Annotated in this window: 18 protein-coding genes; 10 read left to right on the top strand and 8 right to left on the bottom strand. The window is 58.7% G+C overall.

All coding sequences use genetic code 11. The features are described from left to right. Positions 1–105: 105 nt before the first annotated feature. Genes kdpD through kdpF form a run of 5 tightly spaced genes read right to left on the bottom strand, consistent with a single transcriptional unit; the run spans position 106 to position 7,218 of the window. Positions 106–2,793, bottom strand: coding sequence for a two-component system sensor histidine kinase KdpD (gene kdpD, locus AC007G_RS01555; protein ID WP_046852917.1), 2,688 nt, complete (start codon positions 2,791–2,793; stop codon positions 106–108). A gap of 1 nt (position 2,794) precedes the next feature. Beyond that, complete coding sequence (gene kdpC / locus AC007G_RS01550) at positions 2,795–3,370, bottom strand: potassium-transporting ATPase subunit KdpC (protein WP_032697735.1); 576 nt, start codon at positions 3,368–3,370, stop codon at positions 2,795–2,797. Between the two features lie 10 nt (positions 3,371–3,380). Continuing rightward, the gene (gene kdpB, locus AC007G_RS01545; RefSeq protein ID WP_142630151.1) at positions 3,381–5,429 is read right to left on the bottom strand and encodes a potassium-transporting ATPase subunit KdpB; all 2,049 of its coding nucleotides are present in this window, start codon (positions 5,427–5,429) and stop codon (positions 3,381–3,383) included. Positions 5,430–5,449: 20 nt separating this feature from the next. Then, positions 5,450–7,129 (bottom strand): potassium-transporting ATPase subunit KdpA, encoded by a 1,680-nt coding sequence (kdpA, locus tag AC007G_RS01540; protein WP_142630149.1) that lies wholly within the window; start codon positions 7,127–7,129, stop codon positions 5,450–5,452. Next, positions 7,129–7,218, bottom strand: a complete 90-nt coding sequence (gene kdpF, locus AC007G_RS01535) for a K(+)-transporting ATPase subunit F (RefSeq protein ID WP_015584874.1) — start codon at positions 7,216–7,218, stop codon at positions 7,129–7,131. Before kdpF ends, kdpA begins: the two co-directional genes overlap by 1 nt. A gap of 308 nt (positions 7,219–7,526) precedes the next feature. Between kdpF and AC007G_RS01530 the strand changes: the two genes are divergently transcribed. Then, positions 7,527–7,733, top strand: a complete 207-nt coding sequence (locus AC007G_RS01530) for a DUF2517 family protein (RefSeq protein ID WP_032688813.1) — start codon at positions 7,527–7,529, stop codon at positions 7,731–7,733. A 194-nt stretch (positions 7,734–7,927) separates the two neighbouring features. Then, the gene (gene phrB / locus AC007G_RS01525) at positions 7,928–9,370 is read left to right on the top strand and encodes a deoxyribodipyrimidine photo-lyase (RefSeq protein WP_142630146.1); all 1,443 of its coding nucleotides are present in this window, start codon (positions 7,928–7,930) and stop codon (positions 9,368–9,370) included. Here phrB and dtpD read toward each other — a convergent pair. Then, complete coding sequence (gene dtpD / locus AC007G_RS01520) at positions 9,342–10,820, bottom strand: dipeptide permease DtpD (RefSeq protein WP_032700563.1); 1,479 nt, start codon at positions 10,818–10,820, stop codon at positions 9,342–9,344. The genes phrB and dtpD overlap by 29 nt on opposite strands. 270 nt (positions 10,821–11,090) lie before the next feature. Between dtpD and AC007G_RS01515 the strand changes: the two genes are divergently transcribed. The 8 genes from AC007G_RS01515 to nei all read left to right on the top strand — a co-directional run bounded on the left by AC007G_RS01515 (position 11,091) and on the right by nei (position 17,411). After that, complete coding sequence (locus AC007G_RS01515) at positions 11,091–11,834, top strand: type 2 GTP cyclohydrolase I (RefSeq protein WP_142630144.1); 744 nt, start codon at positions 11,091–11,093, stop codon at positions 11,832–11,834. A gap of 14 nt (positions 11,835–11,848) precedes the next feature. Next, entirely contained in the window at positions 11,849–12,505 is a 657-nt protein-coding gene (gene pxpB / locus AC007G_RS01510) for a 5-oxoprolinase subunit PxpB (protein ID WP_032688997.1), read from the top strand. Beyond that, the gene (gene pxpC, locus AC007G_RS01505) at positions 12,499–13,431 is read left to right on the top strand and encodes a 5-oxoprolinase subunit PxpC (RefSeq protein ID WP_032688807.1); all 933 of its coding nucleotides are present in this window, start codon (positions 12,499–12,501) and stop codon (positions 13,429–13,431) included. Before pxpB ends, pxpC begins: the two co-directional genes overlap by 7 nt. After that, complete coding sequence (pxpA, locus tag AC007G_RS01500) at positions 13,421–14,167, top strand: 5-oxoprolinase subunit PxpA (protein WP_032688806.1); 747 nt, start codon at positions 13,421–13,423, stop codon at positions 14,165–14,167. The genes pxpC and pxpA overlap by 11 nt, the downstream gene beginning before the upstream one ends. Positions 14,168–14,229: 62 nt before the next feature. Next, positions 14,230–14,958 carry a DUF969 domain-containing protein gene (locus AC007G_RS01495; protein WP_032688805.1) on the top strand — a complete coding sequence of 243 codons (729 nt, stop codon included), beginning with the start codon at positions 14,230–14,232 and terminating at the stop codon, positions 14,956–14,958. Further along, a complete protein-coding gene (locus tag AC007G_RS01490) occupies positions 14,955–15,950 on the top strand; it encodes a DUF979 domain-containing protein (RefSeq protein WP_032700559.1) in 996 nt (331 codons plus the stop codon). Before AC007G_RS01495 ends, AC007G_RS01490 begins: the two co-directional genes overlap by 4 nt. Positions 15,951–15,959: 9 nt before the next feature. Beyond that, positions 15,960–16,604, top strand: a complete 645-nt coding sequence (pcp, locus tag AC007G_RS01485; RefSeq protein ID WP_085396623.1) for a pyroglutamyl-peptidase I — start codon at positions 15,960–15,962, stop codon at positions 16,602–16,604. A gap of 15 nt (positions 16,605–16,619) precedes the next feature. Then, positions 16,620–17,411 carry an endonuclease VIII gene (gene nei, locus AC007G_RS01480; protein ID WP_142630140.1) on the top strand — a complete coding sequence of 264 codons (792 nt, stop codon included), beginning with the start codon at positions 16,620–16,622 and terminating at the stop codon, positions 17,409–17,411. 250 nt (positions 17,412–17,661) lie between these two features. Here nei and AC007G_RS01475 read toward each other — a convergent pair whose 3' ends face one another. Together AC007G_RS01475 and AC007G_RS01470 are read right to left on the bottom strand one after the other, a co-directional pair. Further along, positions 17,662–18,948, bottom strand: a complete 1,287-nt coding sequence (locus AC007G_RS01475; RefSeq protein WP_032688800.1) for a citrate synthase — start codon at positions 18,946–18,948, stop codon at positions 17,662–17,664. A gap of 181 nt (positions 18,949–19,129) precedes the next feature. Next, positions 19,130–19,261, bottom strand: coding sequence for a hypothetical protein (locus AC007G_RS01470; RefSeq protein WP_418325369.1), 132 nt, complete (start codon positions 19,259–19,261; stop codon positions 19,130–19,132). Positions 19,262–19,432: the final 171 nt, after the last annotated feature.

Below are 19,432 nucleotides of genomic sequence, written 5' to 3'. Positions count from 1 at the left end.
CAGAAGCGCCCGGAACGCGGCTAACGCCTTGCTCAGGATACTCTCGCCGGCGCTAGTCCGGGCAGGCGCGCAGCAGCGCCTCGCGGGCATTCGGCCGGGGCAGCGTTATGCCGCTCCGGTCCATTCATCCAGTTCCGGGGCCGTTTCCCTGGGGAGTGTAACACGGAAGCAGGCACCGCCCTCTGGTCGCGTATGAGCGCTAATCGTACCGCCGTGCACTTCAACAATCGCACGACAGATGGCCAGACCCAACCCGACGCCAGGGATCGCCGACTCTTTATGTCCGCGGGAAAACTTATCAAAGATAGCCTGTTCCTGACCCGTTGGGATCCCGGGACCATTATCCCACACCTCTAAGCGCAGCTGCTGCTCATCATCCTGCGCCGTAATGCCGATCTGCGCCTTCGAGCCGGCATATTTCAACGCATTCTCCAGCAGGTTAATCAGCACCCGTTCAAACAGCGGGCCGTCGACATGAACCAGCAGCAGCGGATCGGGCAGCGCCAGCTGAATATGCTGCCCGCCGAGCCCCGGTTCCAGCATGCGCAGGGCGCTGCCGATCACCTCTTCGAGCGTCAGCCACTCTTTATGTAAGTTAAATCCGCCGGACTGAATGCGTGCCATATCCAGCAGATTATTGACCAGCCGGGTCGTATTCAGCACGTGTTGACGAATTTCATTGGCCTGCGGAGCATGTTTCGAGCCTTCGCTGGCGAGGTCGAGCGTCAGAATTTCCGCCTGCCCGAAGAGAACGGTCAACGGCGTGCGTAAATCATGGGAGAGTGCCGCCAGCAGCGAGTTGCGCAGGCTCTCCCGCTCACTGTTGAGTCGGGCCTGCTCTTCGCTGGCGGTGAGCGTCAGCCGCTCCAGCGCGCTGGCGACCAGTAGCGTAAAGGTTTCCAGCAGGCGCTGCTGCTCAGGAATCATCAGCTGACGCAGGTTTTCGGGTTCCACTACCAGCAGTCCCCAGGTCCGGGCGGCGCTTTTCAGCGGTAAGATTTGATAGGGAACGCCGGGCAGCGTATCGGTACCGGCACCGGCGGGCTGGCCCTTATCGAAGCTCCAGCGGGCGATGGCATCGTCCCACGAGGTCAGCCCCGGCTGGTGGGTGAGCGGGTGCAGTTTGCCGCTACTGTCCGGGAGCAGCAGCTGCCCGCGGGCCTGGAACGTGGAGGCGATAAAGCGCTCGCTGGTCGAGGCAATGTCATCCTCGCTGCGCCCGACCGCCAGCGCTTTTGACATCTCATACAGATGGCGGGTGCGCTGCTCACGATAACGCGCCACGCGGGCCTGATAGCGGACGCCGGCAGTGAGATTCCCAATCAGCAGGCCGACGGTCAGCATGACGCCAAAGGTCAGCAGGTATTGTACGTCGGAAACCGCCAGCGTGCCGCGCGGCGAAACAAAGAACAGGTCGAAGCTGACCACGTTGATAACCGTCGCCAGCACCGACGGCCAGCGGCCGTATAGCAGCGCGATAATCACCACGCCAAGCAGGTAGAGCATGACCAGGTTGGCCGCTTCAAAGGCCACCAGCCACTGCATCGCCACCAGCGTAATGACCGCGCAGAGCGCCAGCGCCACCAGGCAGCCCTGGATTTGCAAGCGCCACTTCTCCATGGTGGTACGACTGTCGCTGGCCCGCGAGGGCAGCGGGGCGCTTTTCTCATCAAGGGCGATGACCACCAGATCGAGGTCGGGCGCGTCACGCGCCAGGCGATCGGCGAATCCGCTGCGGTTCCACCAGCGGCGTTTTCCCTGACGGCCAATCACGATTTTGCCCAGATTGTGCTCGCGGGCGTAGTGCAGTACGGCTTTCTCTTCGGACGGGTCGGAGAGCGTGGCTGTTTCCGCCCCTAACTCCTGCGCGAGGCGCAGGGCGGCCAGAATGGCCCGCCGTTTCGCTTCCGGCAGACGGTGCAGGGAAGGCGTTTCGACGTAAACCGCATGCCAGATGCTGCCAAATCGTGCGGCCAGTCGCGCGGCGGCGCGCACCAGTTTTTCACTGCCGGTATTATGGCCGATGCACAGCAGAAGGGTGTCGCGGGTATGCCAGACCTTTTCCTGCCCCTGGCGGTCGCGCCAGGCGCGCATCTGTTCATCGACCCGATCGGCGGTCCGGCGCAAAGCCAGCTCACGCAGGGCAATCAGGTTTCCTTTGCGGAAAAAGTTTTCAATAGCCCGCTCCGCCTGGCCGCCGATATAGACCTTGCCTTCATTCAGGCGCTGACGAAGATCGTCAGGAGGCAGGTCGACCAGCACAACATCGTCGGCGGCGTCAAAAAAGGGATCGGGGACGGTTTCGCGCACCTGAACGCCGGTAATGCCGCTGACGACATCGTTCAGGCTTTCGAGGTGCTGGACGTTCACGGTGGTAAAAACATCGATACCGGCATCGAGAAGCTCGTCGACATCCTGCCAGCGTTTGGGGTGGCGCGAGCCTGGCGCATTGCTGTGCGCCAGTTCATCAACCAGGATCAGCGCCGGCCGGCGCGCCAGCGCGGCGTCGAGATCGAATTCGTGGACGTAACGCCCACGATGAGAGAAGCGGCGCTGGGGGAGGGTGCTGAGCCCTTCCAGCATCGCCGCGGTCTCTTTCCGCCCGTGGGTTTCCGCCACGCCGATCAGAATATCCAGCCCCTGGGCGCGCAGCCGCTGCGCTTCCGCCAACATAGCCCAGGTTTTACCGACGCCTGCGCAGGCGCCAAAGAACACTTTTAGCTTGCCGCGATGCGGCTCGCTGGTATGTTGCAGCAGGCGGTCCGGGTCCGGGCGCAGCGGCTCGTCACTCATTTTACTTATCCTTCAGGGCATCCAGCGCCATATTCAGTTGCACTATATTTACCACAGGCTGGCCGAGAAAACTGGCCAGCGGCGTTTGCGTCGCCTCATTCACCAGGCGAGTGACTTGCTCAATACGCAGATTACGGGCCTTCGCGACGCGCGGTACCTGCCAGAGCGCTGCCGTCGGCGTGAGGTTATTATCCAGCCCGCTTGCCGACGTTGTCACCAGTTCTACCGGCACGCGCGGGTCAGCTTCCGGGTTGGCGAGACGTAACGCCTGCACGCGTTCGCTGACGGCCTTATCCAGCGCCGGGTTGCTGGCGGCCAGATTACTGCCGCCGGAAGCGAGCGGATTGTATGGCGTTTCAGCGGTCGCCGAAGGGCGTCCCTGGAAATAACCCGCCGCGGTAAAATTCTGGCCAATCAGGCTGGAACCGCGGACTTCGCCGCCGATCCGGATCAGTGAGCCGTTTGCCTGCTGCGGGAACCACCACTGCCCAAGAGCCGTCGTCAGCAGCGGATAGACGCCACCGGTGAGGAGCGTTAACAGAATAAATAGCACAAGTGCCGGTCGAATGAATGACATGGTATTTTCCTCACAGCAGCCCGGTCAGGGTCAGTAACAGATCGATAGCTTTAATACCGATAAATGGCACCAGCAGCCCACCCAGGCCATAGACCCACAGATTACGGCGCAGCATCGCCGAAGCCGACAGCGGGCGATAGCTCACGCCCTTCAGCGCCAGCGGGATCAGGAAGACGATAATCAGCGCGTTAAAGATAACCGCGCTCAGAATCGCCGAGGCAGGCGAATGCAGGTGCATGACGTTGAGCATGGCCAGCTGTGGATAGACGGCGGCAAAGGCGGCCGGAATAATGGCAAAGTACTTCGCCACGTCGTTGGCAATACTGAAGGTAGTCAACGACCCACGGGTCATCAGCATCTGCTTACCGATATGCACCACTTCGATCAGTTTGGTCGGGTTGGAGTCGAGGTCCACCATGTTGCCCGCCTCTTTTGCCGCCTGGGTACCGGAGTTCATCGCCACCGCGACATCGGCCTGAGCCAGCGCCGGGGCATCATTGGTACCGTCGCCGGTCATCGCCACCAGACGGCCTTCGGACTGGTACTGACGGATCAGCGCCAGTTTGGCTTCCGGCGTCGCTTCGGCAAGGAAATCATCGACGCCCGCTTCAGCGGCAATCGCCGCTGCGGTGAGGCGGTTATCGCCGGTAATCATTACCGTTTTAATGCCCATCTTCCGCAGTTGAGCGAAGCGCTCCTTAATCCCGCCTTTAACGATATCTTTCAGCGAAATAACCCCCAGCACGCGTTCGCCTTCCGCGACCACCAGCGGTGTCGCCCCCTGACGGGCAACACCTTCCACCTGTTGGTCGACGTCCGCCGGGAAGTGGCCGCCGTTGGCCTCGACATGGCGACGAATGGCGTCGACGGAGCCTTTGCGGATCATCCGCCGATCGATATTAATCCCGCTCATACGCGTCTGGGCGGTGAAGGGGACGAAGGTCGCGTGCAGCGACTGCAGATCGCGCTCGCGCAGGTTGAAGCGCTGTTTTGCCAGTACCACGATGCTGCGGCCTTCCGGCGTTTCATCGGCCAGAGATGAGAGCTGGGCGGCATCGGCAAGGGTTTTTTCTTCTACGCCTTCAGCGGGTAAAAACGCGGAGGCCTGGCGGTTACCGAGGGTAATCGTACCGGTTTTATCCAGCAGTAAGACATCAACGTCGCCCGCGGCTTCTACCGCGCGTCCGCTGGTGGCGATGACGTTGGCGCCCAGCATGCGGCTCATCCCGGCCACGCCGATGGCCGACAGCAGGCCGCCGATGGTGGTCGGAATCAGGCACACCAGCAGTGCGACCAGCACCGTCACGCTGACCGCATTGCCGCTCCAGGCGGAGAACGGCCAGATGGTGGCGGTAGCCAGCAGGAACACCAGCGTGAGGGCGATCAGCAGGATCGTCAGCGCAATTTCATTCGGCGTTTTGCGACGCTGGGCGCCTTCGACCATAGCGATCATTCGATCAAGGAAGGTTTCACCGGGGTTGACACTACAGCGGATCACCAGCCAGTCAGAAAGAATGCGCGTCCCGCCGGTGACTGATGCAAAGTCGCCGCCGGATTCACGGATCACCGGAGCGGATTCACCGGTGATGGCGCTTTCGTCCACCGAGGCGCCGCCTTCAATGACTTCCCCGTCGCAGGGAATAATATCGCCTGCTTCCACCAGCACCACATCGCCTTTGCGTAAATCCTCGGCCGGAATATGGTCGACAGGCGCATCATGCTGCGGCGTGCGCAGCTTGCGAGCAAAAGCGGTTTTTTTCACCCCTTTCAGACTGTTGGCCTGCGCTTTGCTGCGGCCTTCTGCCATCGCTTCGGCGAAGTTGGCGAACAGCACGGTAAACCACAGCCAGATACTCACGGCGGCGGTAAAAGCGGCGCTGCCGGCGAGATGCCCGCTGGCCATCGCCACGGCCAGCAGCGTGGTTATCAGGCTACCGATCCAGACGATGAACATCACCGGGTTGCGCCACTGTACCGTCGGGCTCAGTTTTTTCACTGCATCCAGCAGCGCCTGGCGCACCAGCGTCGGCTCGAGCAGGGCTAATTGTTTGCGACTCATAACAGGGTGCTCCGCATCACTTAAAGTAAGGAGAAGTGTTCCGCCAACGGGCCGAGCGCCAGGGCAGGAATAAAGGTCAGGGCGCCAACCAGCAGCACGGTACCGATCAGCAGACCGATAAACAGCACATCGTGGGTGGCCAGAGTGCCGGAACTGGTCGGCTGGATCTTTTTACTCACCAGAGAACCGGCGATAGCCATCACCGGCACGATGACCGCGAAACGGCCGAGCAGCATGCAAAACGCCAGCAGCAGGTTCCAGAATGGCGTAGCTGCACCGAGGCCGGCGAAGGCGCTGCCGTTGTTATTGGCGGCGGAAGTGACGGCATACAGTACTTCGCTAAAGCCGTGCGGTCCCGGGTTAAACATCCCCGCGCGTCCGGCATCGGTCATCATCGCCAGCGCGGTACCCAGCAGGACCAGAGTGGGCGTCACGAGGATAGCCAGGGCGATCATTTTCATTTCGCGCACATCGATCTTCTTACCGAGATATTCCGGCGTCCGGCCGATCATCAGCCCGGCGATAAATACCGCCAGCATGACGAACAGCAGCATGCCGTAGAGGCCCGATCCCACGCCGCCGAAGACCACTTCGCCGATCTGCATCAGCCACATAGGAACCATGCCGCCCAGCGCAGTAAAGGAGTCGTGCATGGCGTTGACCGCGCCGCAGGAGGCGGCGGTGGTGACCACCGCGAACAGGCTGCTGGCCAGAATGCCAAAGCGACTCTCTTTGCCTTCCATATTCAGGCTGCTGTCCGCCCCCAGCTGCAGCAGGTGCGGGTTACCGTGGGTTTCTGCCCACATCACCACCGCGACGCAGACGATAAAGATCAGCGTCATTGCCCACAAAATCGCGTGTCCCTGGCGGCGATCGCCGACGACGTCGCCAAAGGCAAAGCACAGCGCGGCCGGGATCAAAAAGATCGCCAGCATTTGCACCATGTTGCTCAGCGCCGTAGGGTTTTCAAACGGGTGCGATGAGTTGGCGTTAAAGAATCCACCGCCGTTGGTACCGAGCATTTTGATCGCTTCCTGCGAAGCGACCGGCCCCATTGGCAGCGACTGACGCACGCCTTCCAGCGAGGTGAAGGCCTGATACGGCAGGAAGTTTTGCGGCACGCCTTGCTGAATAAAGAACACGGCAATCAGCAGTGAAATCGGCAGCAGCAGCCATAGGGTAATGCGGGTGAGATCGACCCAGGCGTTACCAAGGGTGCTGACCTGCTGACGCGACCAGGCGCGGGTGAAGGCAAAAATCACCGCGATGCCGGTTGCCGCCGACAGGAAGTTTTGCACCGTCAGGCCGGCCATCTGGCTGAGGTAGCTCAGGGTACTTTCTCCGGCATAGGCCTGCCAGTTAGTATTGCTGACAAAACTCACCGCTGTATTCAGCGCCAGATCCCATGAGAGGCCGGGAAGATGCTGAGGGTTGAGCGGCAGCGTGCCCTGAGACATCAGCAGCGCCAACAGCACCACCAGCCCAATGCCATTGAACAGCAGAATGGCAAGCAGATACTGGCACCAGTTCATCTCCTGGGTACGAATCCCCGAGAGCCGCCAGATGCCGTGCTCAATGCCGGCAAGCACCGGCAGCGGGGAATCGTTGATCATTCTCGCCAGCAACGTCCCCGTCAGGCGAGCCAGTACCATTAGCAGCAGAAGAAAACTGGCGATAAGTAAAAATCCTTGTGCGGCCATCAGAATGCCTCCGCATTTATCAGGGCATAGACCAAATAGGCCAGCAACAGGAATACCAGCGCCACGCCAGCAATTACGCCTGCACTCACAATCCACCTCCGGGTGTTTTTACGATTTACCCGGAGGATAGAAATTCTGGTGCAAAGATTTTGCAAAAATCAGAACGGGCGGTGTAAAAAAAATATAAAAATCACCAAAACCACAAATTAACCAATGATTAGTATTAATTTAACTTTTATGTAACTCAATTACCGGATGAATGTAAATAAAGGCGAAATGAGCCGTTTTTAGTGGTCGGATGAGTAGTAAAATTACATACAAAGCGGTATTATTTTAGCCAGAGAGACATTGACACTTTACCGGCGTCGCTTGCCGGCCTGACTAAGGGAGAGAAATTATGGCGTTGTATAAAACTTATCCTGCTCACGTTATCTTTTTACGTCGTGCTTTCGCCGTCGTGGCTGGCGTAGCAGCACTTCCGGTGATGCTGTTCTGGAAAGACCGGGCCCGCTATTACAGCTGGCTACATCGCGTATGGGCAAAAACCAGCGAGCAGCCGGTATGGATGGCGCAGGCTGAAAAGGCCGCCGCTGACTTTTACTGACAGCCATCGCCAGAGTGCATAACCGCCGGTTCTCCGGCGGTTTTTTTTGCCCGGGTCGACGACCTCTGCTTGCGCCTGCGCGCCTCCTGCAACACTCTATATCTGAATTTCCTGATACGTACCCCGCGGAGTACGGGTTTCTTACGCGGCCTGGTGGTATCGAATCCATGAATGTTACTGATTGCAGGAGTTTTATGGCCACTCATCTGGTTTGGTTTCGCGCTGACTTACGTATCCATGACAACCAGGCGCTTGCCGCCGCCTGTCGCGATCCGCATGCCCGCGTGCTGGCGCTGTTTATCGCCACGCCGGGCCAGTGGCATCAGCACGGTATGGCGCCGCGGCAGGCGGCTTTTATCGTCCGCCATCTGCGTAGCCTGCAGTCAGCCCTTGCCGAGCGAGGAATTGCGTTGCAGGTGGCGGAGGCGGAGGATTTTTCCGCCAGCGTCCAGCTGCTGGCTGACTATTGCGCGCAGCAGCAGGTCAGCCACCTGTTTTATAACTATCAGTACGAAATTAACGAGCGGCAGCGCGATGCCGCGGTGGAAAAGCGGCTGACCGGCGTGGTGTGTCACGGGTTTGACGATGCGCTTTTACTGTCTCCCGGCAGCGTGCTGACCGGGAATCACGAAATGTATAAGGTGTTTACTCCCTTTAAAAACGCCTTTCTCCGTCGACTGCGTGAGGCGCTGCCGGAGTGCGTGGCCGCACCAACGGTGCGCGGCCACGGCCCACTGACGCCAGCGCCGCTGCCGGAGATTGGCTATCCGCAGGAGGCTTTTGATCCCCACCTTTTTGCCGAGGATGAGAAAACGGCTATCGCCCGACTGCGCCGTTTCTGCCAGCAGCAAGCCGCCGATTATGACCTGCAGCGTGATTTTCCCGCCACGGAAGGCACCAGTCGGCTGTCGCCATGTCTGGCCGTGGGGGTACTTTCCCCGCGCCAGTGCCTGCATCGACTGCTGGCTGAGCAGCCCGCAGCGCTCGACGGTGAAGCAGGCTCCGTCTGGCTGAACGAACTGATCTGGCGGGAGTTTTACCGGCATTTGATGGTGTTCTACCCGGACTTATGCAAAGGGCGCCCGTTTATTGCCTGGACCGATAACGTGACATGGCGGGACGATGTGCAAGGATTAGAGGCGTGGCAAGCCGGGAAAACGGGTTTTCCGATCGTCGATGCCGCCATGCGCCAGCTCAATGCCACGGGGTGGATGCATAATCGGCTGCGGATGATTGCCGCCAGTTTTCTGGTCAAGGACCTGCGCATCGACTGGCGCGCGGGCGAGCGCTATTTTATCAACCGGCTGATTGACGGCGACCTGGCGGCGAATAACGGCGGCTGGCAGTGGGCAGCTTCGACAGGCACCGACGCCGCCCCTTATTTTCGTATATTTAATCCGACCACCCAGGGAGAGAAGTTTGATAAGGGCGGGGCGTTTATTCGGCAATGGCTGCCTGAGCTGGCAGATGTCCCTGATAAGGCGCTGCATCAGCCGTGGATTTGGGCCGATAAACAGAGGGTGAGCCTGAACTATCCGCGTCCGCTGGTCGATCACAAGCAGGCGCGGCTGGAGACGCTGGCGGCCTGGGAGGCCGCCAGTAAAAGCCTTACTCCACGGCCAGGGCGCGGGTCCTGACCCGCAGGGCGTGATACAGCCAGATGACCAGCACCAGGCCGACGCAGGCTAAAGCCCCCCAGGTGATTTGGCTGAACAGGTTAATATAGGCATCAATGGCGTAGCTGGTCGCACCGGCTTCATCGAACGCGCCCTGCGCCGTCTGGTCGGCAATCACGCCGGCCAGATAGTTGGCGATGGCGCCGGAGAGCAGCATATAGATGCCGGTCAGCACGCCGGTCACGCCAGGGATTTCAATGCGGGTGATTTGCGACATCGCTACCGGGTCGATAAACAGTTCGGCAAAGCCCATCACCGCCAGACCCAGTACCATCAGCGGCATCGACGAGTGCCCGTAGGCGGCCGACCAGCGCGCGCTCAGGGTCAGAATGCAGAAGCCGGCGCTCATCAGCCCCAGACCCAGCGCAAATTTACCCCAGATCCGCACGGTACGATTGCCGTTGATATTCTCTTTCACCACCCAGGCCAGCACCATTCCGCAGAGCATGACCGCAAAGGCGTTCACCGACTGGAACATCGCGGTCGGGACCTCATAACTCATAATATGCCGGTTCACGAAGCGGTCGATATACAGGCTGATGGAGCTGCCGCCCTGTTGAGCGAAAGCCCAGAACAGCAGGCTGAATCCGGTCAGGACAATAATGAGTCGCAGGTCTCTACGTTGTTTGGCCGTCTCTGCCCGCAGATAAATTCTGGCCAGGACCACCAGGCCGACAATGGTCGCCACGATCAGCGCATAGACCGACCACTCTTTCCAGAACAGCACGGTGATCAGCAGCGGGGCCACGATCAGCAAAACCAGCAGCCAGCCCCAGTTAGGCAGCATAAAGCGGCGCGCGCAGAGTGCCTGGCGATTGACGCCCGAGGTGTGACGAAAATGGCGGCTGCCGCAGAGGAAAATCACCAGCCCGGCAATCATCCCGACGGCGGCGAGGGCGAAGCCCATTGCCCAGCTGTACTCTTCCTGCACATATCCGCAGGCGATGGGGGCGACGATTGAACCGATATTCCCCGCCGCATACATCAGCGAGAAGCCGCCATCGCGGCGTGGATCGGTGGGTTCGTACAGCTCTCCCAACAGGCAGCTGACGTTGGATTTAAACAATCCGTAACCGCAGACGATGATGGCGAGCGACAGATAGAGGAAGGTCGGCGCAATTTCGCTGGCGCCCAACACCAGATGGCCGATGGCCATCAACAACGCGCCGAGCATCACCGCCATTCGGTTGCCGAGGAGTTTATCGGCCAGGAAACCGCCGAGAATCGGCGTGACGTACACCAGAGAGCAGTATGCGCTGAAGAGGGCGTAGGCGTGACTATCGTCGTACTTAAGCTGATTGGTGAGATACAAAATCAGCAGCGCCCGCATGCCGTAAAAACTGAAATATTCCCAAATTTGCAGCGCGACGACGTAATAGATGGCGCGCGGTTGCGATGATTGTCTGTTCATGTAACGCCTGGTTCCTGCCGTAAAACGAAAGTCGATATTTCTGCATGAATAGCGGTTTGGTAGTGTTATTCATGGTCTTAAAGGCTTTCTGGTTATTTAATATGCTTTAATAGTGCATAAATATACACGAATGCATCACGGGGTGGGTAGACAAATTGCGGGATTAAGCTAAAAGTCAAACTAGCCCCTCTTGCGCAGAGGCTATCGACGATCTACGCGGATACCGCTATGTTATGCCTGTGCACAAAATGATGACCTGATGGAGCGGCAATGAAAAATAGCGAACTGGAACAACTGATTAACGAAAAGCTCAATAGCGCGACATTCAGCGACTACGCGCCAAATGGCCTTCAGGTGGAAGGGCGTGAGACGGTGCAAAAAATTGTCACCGGCGTCACCGCCAGCCAGGCGCTGTTGGATGAGGCCGTGCGCCTGCAGGCGGATGCGGTGATAGTTCATCATGGTTATTTCTGGAAAGGCGAATCGCCGGTGATTCGCGGCATTAAACGCCAGCGCATGAAGACGCTGCTGGCAAATGATATCAATCTCTATGGCTGGCATCTGCCGCTGGATGCCCACCCGGAACTGGGGAATAACGTCCAGCTGGCGCAGCTGCTGGGGATCACCGTCATGGGTGAAATTGAGCCGCTGGTCCCGTGGGGAGAGCTGTCGATGCCGGTTTCCGGGCTGGAGCTGGCTTCGTGGATTGAGGCGCGCCTGGGACGCAAGCCGCTGTGGTGCGGCGATACCGGGGCAGAAAAAGTGGCCCGTGTCGCCTGGTGTACCGGCGGTGGCCAGAGCTTTATTGACAGCGCCGCTCGCTTTGGCGTCGATGCGTTTATTACCGGTGAAGTCTCGGAGCAAACTATCCACTCCGCGCGCGAGCAGTCCCTGCATTTTTATGCTGCCGGGCATCATGCCACCGAACGCGGCGGTATTCGCGCGTTGAGCGAATGGCTGACCGAAAATACCGATCTGGATGTGACCTTCATTGATATCCCTAACCCGGCCTGATGAGAGAGAGAAAAGTGCAGCGAGCGCGTTGTTACATGTTAGGAGAAACCGCCGTGGTTCTGGAGCTCGAACCCCCGGTTACGCTGGAAAGTCAAAAGCGTATCTGGCGCCTGGCTCAGAGACTGGCGGATCACGAAGAGGCCCTGGATGCGATACCGGGGATGAACAATATTACCGTGGTGCTGCGCCATCCGCAGGAGATGGCATGGGATGCGATTGAGCAGTTGCAGCGCTGGTGGGAGGAGAGCGAGGCGCTGGAGCCACCGTCACGGCTGATGACTATTCCGGTTATCTACGGCGGCGAAGACGGCCCCGATCTGGCGAACGTAGCGCGGCACAGCGGGTTGACTGAAAAGCAGGTGGTTGAACTGCACGCCTCCGTCGAGTACGTGGTGTGGTTTCTTGGTTTCCAGCCGGGATTTCCTTATCTCGGCGGACTGCCGGCGCGTTTAGCGATGCCGCGACATGCGGAACCGCGTCTGCGGGTCCCCGCCGGTTCTGTCGGCATCGGCGGCGCCCAGACCGGCGTATATCCGCTGGCGACACCGGGCGGATGGCAGCTGCTGGGCCGTACGCCGCTGGCGCTCTTTGATCCCCTGCGTCAGGAGCCCGTGCTGCTGCGTTCCGGAGATCGAGTCCGCTTTGTGCCGCAAAAGGAGGGGGTATGTTGAAGATGATCCGCGCCGGAATGTACTCCTCGGTACAGGATGGCGGACGTGAAGGACAGCGGCAGTCGGGGATCAGTCTCTGCGGTGCGCTGGATAAACCCTCGCTGGTGATTGCCAACCTGCTGGTCGGCAACGCGGCGAATGCCGCCGCGCTGGAGATTACGCTCGGCCAGGTGGATATTCAGTTTGAACGTGACTGCTGGTTTGCGCTGACCGGTGCTGCCTGTGAAGCTATGCTGGACGACAAGCCGGTATGGGTTGGCTGGCGAATGGCGGCGAAGGCCGGACAGCATCTGGTGCTTAAAACCCCGCAGTACGGGATCCGCAGCTATCTGGCGGTGGCCGGGGGCATTGATGTTCCGGTGGTGCTCGGTTCGCGCTGTACCGATCTGAAAGTCGGCATTGGCGGTCTTGAAGGGCGACGCCTGCAGGATGGCGATCGGCTGAAGCTGGGGAAAGCGTCGCGACGATTCAGTACGTCGCGCGGCGTTAAGTCACTGCCGATCGGCAACCGCATCCGCGCGTTGCCGGGACCGGAGTACCATGAATTTGATCGGGCCTCGCAGGGGGCGTTCTGGCGTTCCCCCTGGCAGCTTAGCGCCCAGAGCAACCGGATGGGATATCGCCTGCAGGGCCAACCGCTTACGCGCACCACCGATCGCGAAATGTTTTCGCACGGCCTGCTGCCGGGGGTGGTACAGGTTCCGCATAACGGTCAGCCGATTGTCTTGATGAACGATGCGCAGACCACCGGCGGCTATCCGCGTATTGCCTGCATTATCGACGCTGATATGTACCAGCTGGCGCAAATTCCGCTGGGCCAACCGATTCATTTTGTTCCGTGCACGCTGGAAGAGGCGCTGAAGGCGCGTGCGGATCAGCAGCGTTATCTGCAACAACTGGCATGGAGACTGAGCGATGATCATTGATTTAAATGCCGATCTGGGGGAAGGCTGCGCGAGCGATAGCGCGTTGTTACAGCTGGTCTCCTCCGCCAATATCGCCTGCGGTTTTCATGCCGGCGATGCGTTATTGATGCATAAATGCGTGCGCGAGGCGTTGAAAAACGGCGTGGCCGTCGGGGCGCACCCCAGCTTTCCCGATCGGGAAAATTTTGGCCGCACCGCGATGCAGCTACCGCCGGAGACGGTTTATGCCCAGATGCTGTATCAGATTGGCGCGCTGGCGGCGATCGTGCGCGCGGAAGGCGGCGAACTGAAGCACGTGAAGCCGCACGGTATGCTCTACAACCAGGCGGCAAAAGAGGCGCCGCTGGCCGATGCGATTGCCCGGGCGGTGCGAGATTTCGATCCTGCGCTGATCCTGGTCGGACTGGCCGGGAGCGAATTAATTCGCGCCGGGCAGCATTACAAGTTGATTACGCGGCAGGAGGTATTTGCCGATCGCGGGTATCTGGCTGACGGTAGCCTGGTGCCGCGTTCACAGCCCGGGGCGCTTATCGACAGCGAAGAGCAGGCGTTGGCGCAGACGCTGGAAATGGTGCAGCATCATCGGGTACGCAGTATCACCGGTGAATGGGCGCACGTTATTGCCGATACCGTGTGTCTTCACGGTGACGGTGAACATGCGCTGGATTTTGCACGCCGTTTGCGCGCGGCTTTTGCCGGACGCAATATTCAGGTTAGTGCGCAGACAGAAGAATAAAACAATAATTATTAAGGTATTACAACACTCACAACAACACTCACAACTAACAGGACGTTATCATGGGAGAAGCGATATCTCTCTGGCCGCTGATCGGCATTGCCGTGATTGTGGTCGGATTTATTTTGCGTTTTAATCCGGTTTTAGTGGTCATTATCTCTGGAATTGTTACCGGCGTGGCGGCACAAATGCCCATCGCCACCATTCTGGAAAAGCTGGGGGAGGGGTTTCTTAACACCCGTAACCTGCCATTTATTCTCTTGCTGCCGCTGGCGGTCATTGGGCTGCTCGAACGGCACGGTCTGAAAGAGCGCGCCCAGGCGTGGATCGCGAAGATCCACAGCGCCACCGCCGGACGTCTGCTGATCGTCTACCTGTTCGTACGCGAAGCGACGGCTGCGCTGGGGTTAACCAGCCTGGGGGGCCATCCGCAAATGGTGCGTCCGCTGCTGGCGCCGATGGCGGAAGGGGCGGCGGAAAAAACGTTAGGTCCGCTGCCCGGGAGCATTCGCTATCGCTTACGCGCGATGTCGGCGGCGACGGACAACGTCGGCCTGTTCTTTGGCGAAGACATTTTCGTCGCCTTCGGCGCCATCATCTTTATGCACAACTTTATGCTGGAGTCCGGTGGGATCCAGACTGAACCGCTGCATATTGCCCTGTGGGGGATCCCGACGGCGATTTGCGCCTTCGCGATCCATTCAGCGCGTCTGTGGCGACTCGATCGTCATCTGCAGCGCGAGCTGGATAAAGTGAACGCCGCCGCGCAGGCGAAAGGCGGTGTGGCATGAATTTTCAACAAACCTGGCTCTACTGGCTGGCGGGCGTCGTTCTGCTGGTGGTCGCGGTCATGTCATGGCGCGACAAAAGCAACCCTCGTCGCCTGACCACCGGCCTGTTCTGGGGGCTCTATGGTCTGCTGTTCCTGCTTGGCGACTGGACTTATCAGTGGGTGGACGACAAGCGCTCGGTCAATATTGCCGTCGGCGTTGCCGTCGTCGCGCTGGCGCTGATTGCCGGTTTTGGCGGCGTCAGGCTGGGTAGCTATCACCAGCGCACCCAGCAAGAGCGAACCGCCAGCGCGACCCGCCTGGGTAACCGGCTGTTTTATCCGGCGCTGGCCATTCCGGTTGTCACGGTGATCGGGGTGCTGCTGTTTAATAATCTGCCATCGTGGCAAGTCCGGGTGTTTGGCCCGGGTAATCATGCCACGCTGATTACGCTGTTCTCGATGACCGCCGGGACGCTGATTGGCCTGATGATGGCGATTCGCATGACCCGGGAAAATGTCGCACAGCCGCTACAGGAGGCGCGTCGTCTGCTGGATTCGGTGGGCTGGGCGTTTATTTTGCCGCAGATCCTGGCGGTACTGGGGCTGCTGTTTACCAGCGCCGGAGTAGGTAGCAGTATTGCCTGGCTCACCGAGCATTATCTGGCGGTAGACAGCCGTTTTGTCGCGGTGGCGGTCTATACCATTGGCATGGCGCTGCTGACGATGATCATGGGCAATGCGTTTGCCGCCTTCCCGATTGTCACGGCGGGGATTGGTATTCCGATTCTGGTGCTTCAGCACGGCGGGAATCCGGCGGTGATGGCGGCGATCGGTATGTTCTCCGGCTACTGCGGGACCCTGATGACGCCGATGGCGGCAAACTTCAACATCGTGCCGGCGGCGCTGCTGGAATTGCCGGATAAAAACGCGGTGATTAAGGCGCAGATTCCGACCGGCGTACTGCTGCTGATCGTCAACGTATTTCTACTCTATTTCCTGATGTTCCTGTAAGGAGGAAAGATGGCGGGCGTATTAATCACCGGATTTGAACCCTTTGGCGGTGAGGCGGTGAACCCTTCGTGGGAAGTGGTGAAGCAGCTCGATGGCACGATAATTGGCGGTGAGCGCGTGGTCGCACGACAGCTGCCCTGTGTATTCGGTGAGGCCCTGACGGCGCTGTATGCGGCGCTGGATGAGTATCAACCGCTGTTAACGATAGCGGTCGGGCAGGCGGGTGGTCGTGTCGATATTACCGTCGAACGTGTAGCGATAAATGTTGATGATGCGCGTATTGCCGATAATAAAGGCCAACAGCCGGTTGACGTGCCGGTGGTGGCCGGCGGTCCGGCGGCCTGGTTCAGCAGTCTGCCGGTGAAAGCGATCGTCGCGGCGCTGCGCGAGCAGGGCATACCGGCATCGGTGTCGCAAACGGCGGGGACATTCGTCTGCAACCACGTGATGTATGGTCTGCTGCATGCATTAAACGGGAGAGCCGGGGTGAAAGGCGGCTTTATCCATATTCCGTACCTCCCGGAGCAGGCGGCCGCCCATCCGGGTGAGGCGAGTATGGCGCTCCAAACCGTCCGTGCGGCGCTGGAGACGGCGATTGCCATCTCCCTGCGCCAGGAGGGGGATGTGAAAATTGTCGGCGGTGCAACGCACTAACAGAAGGACGCTACTATGCCGGAAGGTCCGGAGATCCGCCGCGCGGCGGATAGCCTGGAGGCGGCGGTCAAAGGCGAACCCCTTACCGATGTCTGGTTCGCTTTTCCGCAGCTACATGTGTATCAGGCTCCGCTGGTGGGCCAGCGGGTAACCCAGATAGAAACCCGCGGTAAAGCGCTGCTGACGCATTTCTCCGGCGGGTTGACGCTCTACAGTCATAATCAGCTGTACGGCGTCTGGCGCGTGGTGGAGGCTGGCGCACAGCCGGTCAGCAACCGCGTGCTGCGGGTCAGACTGCAGACGGCGGAGAAGGCGATTTTGCTCTATAGCGCGTCGGATATCGACATTCTGACGCCGGAGCAGCTGGCTACGCATCCGTTTTTATTGCGGGTAGGACCCGATGTGCTGGATATGACGCTGACCGCGGAATCGGTCAAAGCCCGCCTGCTGTCGGCCAGATTCCGCCGACGGCAGTTATCCGCTTTGCTGCTGGATCAGGCGTTTCTGGCCGGGCTGGGAAACTATTTACGCGTGGAGATTCTCTGGCAGGTCGGGTTGAGCGGGCGGCATCACGCATCGGCGCTCAATGATAAGCAGCTCGACGCCCTGGCCTATGCGCTGCTGGATATTCCACGCCTGTCGTATCGCACCCGCGGTACGGTGGATGAGAATAAACATCATGGCGCGCTGTTCCGCTTTAAAGTTTTCCATCGCGATGGCGAAATCTGCGAGCGCTGCGGCGGGATTATCGAGAAAACAATGCTCGCGTCGCGGCCATTTTACTGGTGTCCGGGATGTCAGCATTAGCGATACGTTGAGTCACCCCATCGCTCTTTTTTAGACATTGTGCCCGTATTTCGTGCCGGGTGGCGGCTGACGCCCGACCCGGCCTACGGTATCCACCGGCCTGGTATCTGACTCGTGCAAGCGGCTGCGCTATCGACCCGCTTTTGTCGGCCTGCACAAGCGAAGCGCCGCCGGTTAATTCCGGCAGAATGCACGTTGTTAACAATAAAAAACGCGCCCGCAGGCGCGTTTTTTGTCTTCAGGATCGAACTTAGCTTTTGGCCACGTCGGATTTGAAGTCGCGTTTTTCGTAGCCGGTATACAGCTGACGCGGGCGCGCGATTTTCATGCCGTCGCTGTGCATTTCGTTCCAGTGAGCAATCCAGCCTACGGTACGCGCCATCGCGAAGATAACGGTAAACATGGAGGACGGAATGCCCATCGCTTTCAGAATGATACCGGAGTAGAAATCGACGTTCGGGTAGAGTTTCTTCTCGATGAAGTACGGGTCGTTGAGCGCGATGTGCTCAAGTTCCATGGCCACTTCCAGCAGATCGTCTTTGGTGCCCAGTTCTTTCAACACTTCATGGCAGGTTTCACGCATCACGGTGGCGCGCGGGTCGTAGTTTTTGTACACGCGGTGGCCGAAGCCCATCAGACGGAAAGAGTCGTTTTTGTCTTTCGCGCGACGGACAAATTCCGGAATGTGCTCAACGGAACTGATCTCTTCCAGCATCTTCAGCGCAGCTTCGTTCGCGCCACCGTGCGCCGGTCCCCACAGGGAGGCGATGCCCGCAGCGATACAGGCGAACGGATTCGCGCCAGAAGAACCTGCGGTACGGACGGTGGAGGTGGATGCGTTCTGTTCGTGGTCAGCGTGCAGGATCAGAATACGGTCCATGGCGCGTTCCAGTACCGGGTTAACCTCGTAGGTTTCACACGGCGTGGAGAACATCATATTCAGGAAGTTGCCCGCGTAGGAGAGGTCATTGCGCGGATAAACGAAAGGCTGGCCGATTGAATATTTGTAACACATTGCTGCCATTGTCGGCATTTTGGACAGCAGGCGATAGGCGGCGATTTCACGGTGGCGTGGATTGTTGACATCCAGGGAGTCGTGATAGAACGCGGCCAGCGCGCCGGTGATACCGCACATGACCGCCATCGGGTGGGAGTCACGGCGAAACGCGTGGAACAGACGGGTAATCTGCTCGTGGATCATGGTATGGCGGGTAACGATGGTCTTGAATTCGTTGTACTGTTCCTGGTTCGGCTTTTCACCGTTCAGCAGGATGTAGCACACTTCGAGGTAGTTGGACTCGGTCGCTAACTGATCGATCGGGAAACCACGGTGGAGCAGGATACCTTCATCACCATCGATAAACGTGATTTTAGATTCACAGGATGCGGTGGAAGTGAAACCAGGGTCAAAGGTGAATACGCCTTTTGATCCAAGACTACGAATATCAATAACATCCTGACCGAGCGTGCCCTTTAGCACATCCAGTTCAATAGCAGTATCACCGCCTAGGGTGATTTTTGCTTTAGCATCAGACATTTATGGTCTCCTTAGCGCCTTTATTGCGTAAGACTGCCGGGTGTGGATTTGCCTTCGGCCCGTGCCTGACTACGTTACCAGTTTGTTATGTTGCACACAGCTCTGCGTCAGCGGAAATTGCAGGGTACAGAGCAAAGGCGCTTGATGGTACGTCTTCAGCCTACGACGAAACAGCAGCAAATCAGCGTTTTAGCAGTCCGAATTTAAAAATCTGTATACCACTAATAACTGTCCTGATTACATCGGTCAATACCATCACACTGTTGCATAACTTATTCTCAGGTGAAAGAGTGACCCCATAACTTTTGAGCATTATTGCATTTATCTGGTAATGGTTGTAACAAGAATGTTTAATATTTGTCAAATCAGGTGATTAAAATTTAAAATAATGTTGTTATCGTGACATCGATCACTGTTCCGGACAAAACCCGACAAACTATATGTAGGTTAATTGTAATGATTTTGTGAACGGCCTATACTGCCG

Source organism: Klebsiella sp. CSG-1 (genome assembly GCF_056521145.1).
This window is presented reverse-complemented; position numbering and strand designations above follow the sequence as displayed.

Coding starts and splice junctions, on each gene's coding strand:
- kdpD (WP_046852917.1), bottom strand. CDS start 2,793: ATGAGTGACGAGCCGCTGCGCCCGGACCCGGACCGCCTGCTGCAACAT.
- kdpC (WP_032697735.1), bottom strand. CDS start 3,370: ATGTCATTCATTCGACCGGCACTTGTGCTATTTATTCTGTTAACGCTC.
- kdpB (WP_142630151.1), bottom strand. CDS start 5,429: ATGAGTCGCAAACAATTAGCCCTGCTCGAGCCGACGCTGGTGCGCCAG.
- kdpA (WP_142630149.1), bottom strand. CDS start 7,129: ATGGCCGCACAAGGATTTTTACTTATCGCCAGTTTTCTTCTGCTGCTA.
- AC007G_RS01530 (WP_032688813.1), top strand. CDS start 7,527: ATGGCGTTGTATAAAACTTATCCTGCTCACGTTATCTTTTTACGTCGT.
- phrB (WP_142630146.1), top strand. CDS start 7,928: ATGGCCACTCATCTGGTTTGGTTTCGCGCTGACTTACGTATCCATGAC.
- dtpD (WP_032700563.1), bottom strand. CDS start 10,820: ATGAACAGACAATCATCGCAACCGCGCGCCATCTATTACGTCGTCGCG.
- AC007G_RS01515 (WP_142630144.1), top strand. CDS start 11,091: ATGAAAAATAGCGAACTGGAACAACTGATTAACGAAAAGCTCAATAGC.
- pxpC (WP_032688807.1), top strand. CDS start 12,499: ATGTTGAAGATGATCCGCGCCGGAATGTACTCCTCGGTACAGGATGGC.
- pxpA (WP_032688806.1), top strand. CDS start 13,421: ATGATCATTGATTTAAATGCCGATCTGGGGGAAGGCTGCGCGAGCGAT.
- AC007G_RS01495 (WP_032688805.1), top strand. CDS start 14,230: ATGGGAGAAGCGATATCTCTCTGGCCGCTGATCGGCATTGCCGTGATT.
- AC007G_RS01490 (WP_032700559.1), top strand. CDS start 14,955: ATGAATTTTCAACAAACCTGGCTCTACTGGCTGGCGGGCGTCGTTCTG.
- pcp (WP_085396623.1), top strand. CDS start 15,960: ATGGCGGGCGTATTAATCACCGGATTTGAACCCTTTGGCGGTGAGGCG.
- nei (WP_142630140.1), top strand. CDS start 16,620: ATGCCGGAAGGTCCGGAGATCCGCCGCGCGGCGGATAGCCTGGAGGCG.
- AC007G_RS01475 (WP_032688800.1), bottom strand. CDS start 18,948: ATGTCTGATGCTAAAGCAAAAATCACCCTAGGCGGTGATACTGCTATT.
- AC007G_RS01470 (WP_418325369.1), bottom strand. CDS start 19,261: ATGCTCAAAAGTTATGGGGTCACTCTTTCACCTGAGAATAAGTTATGC.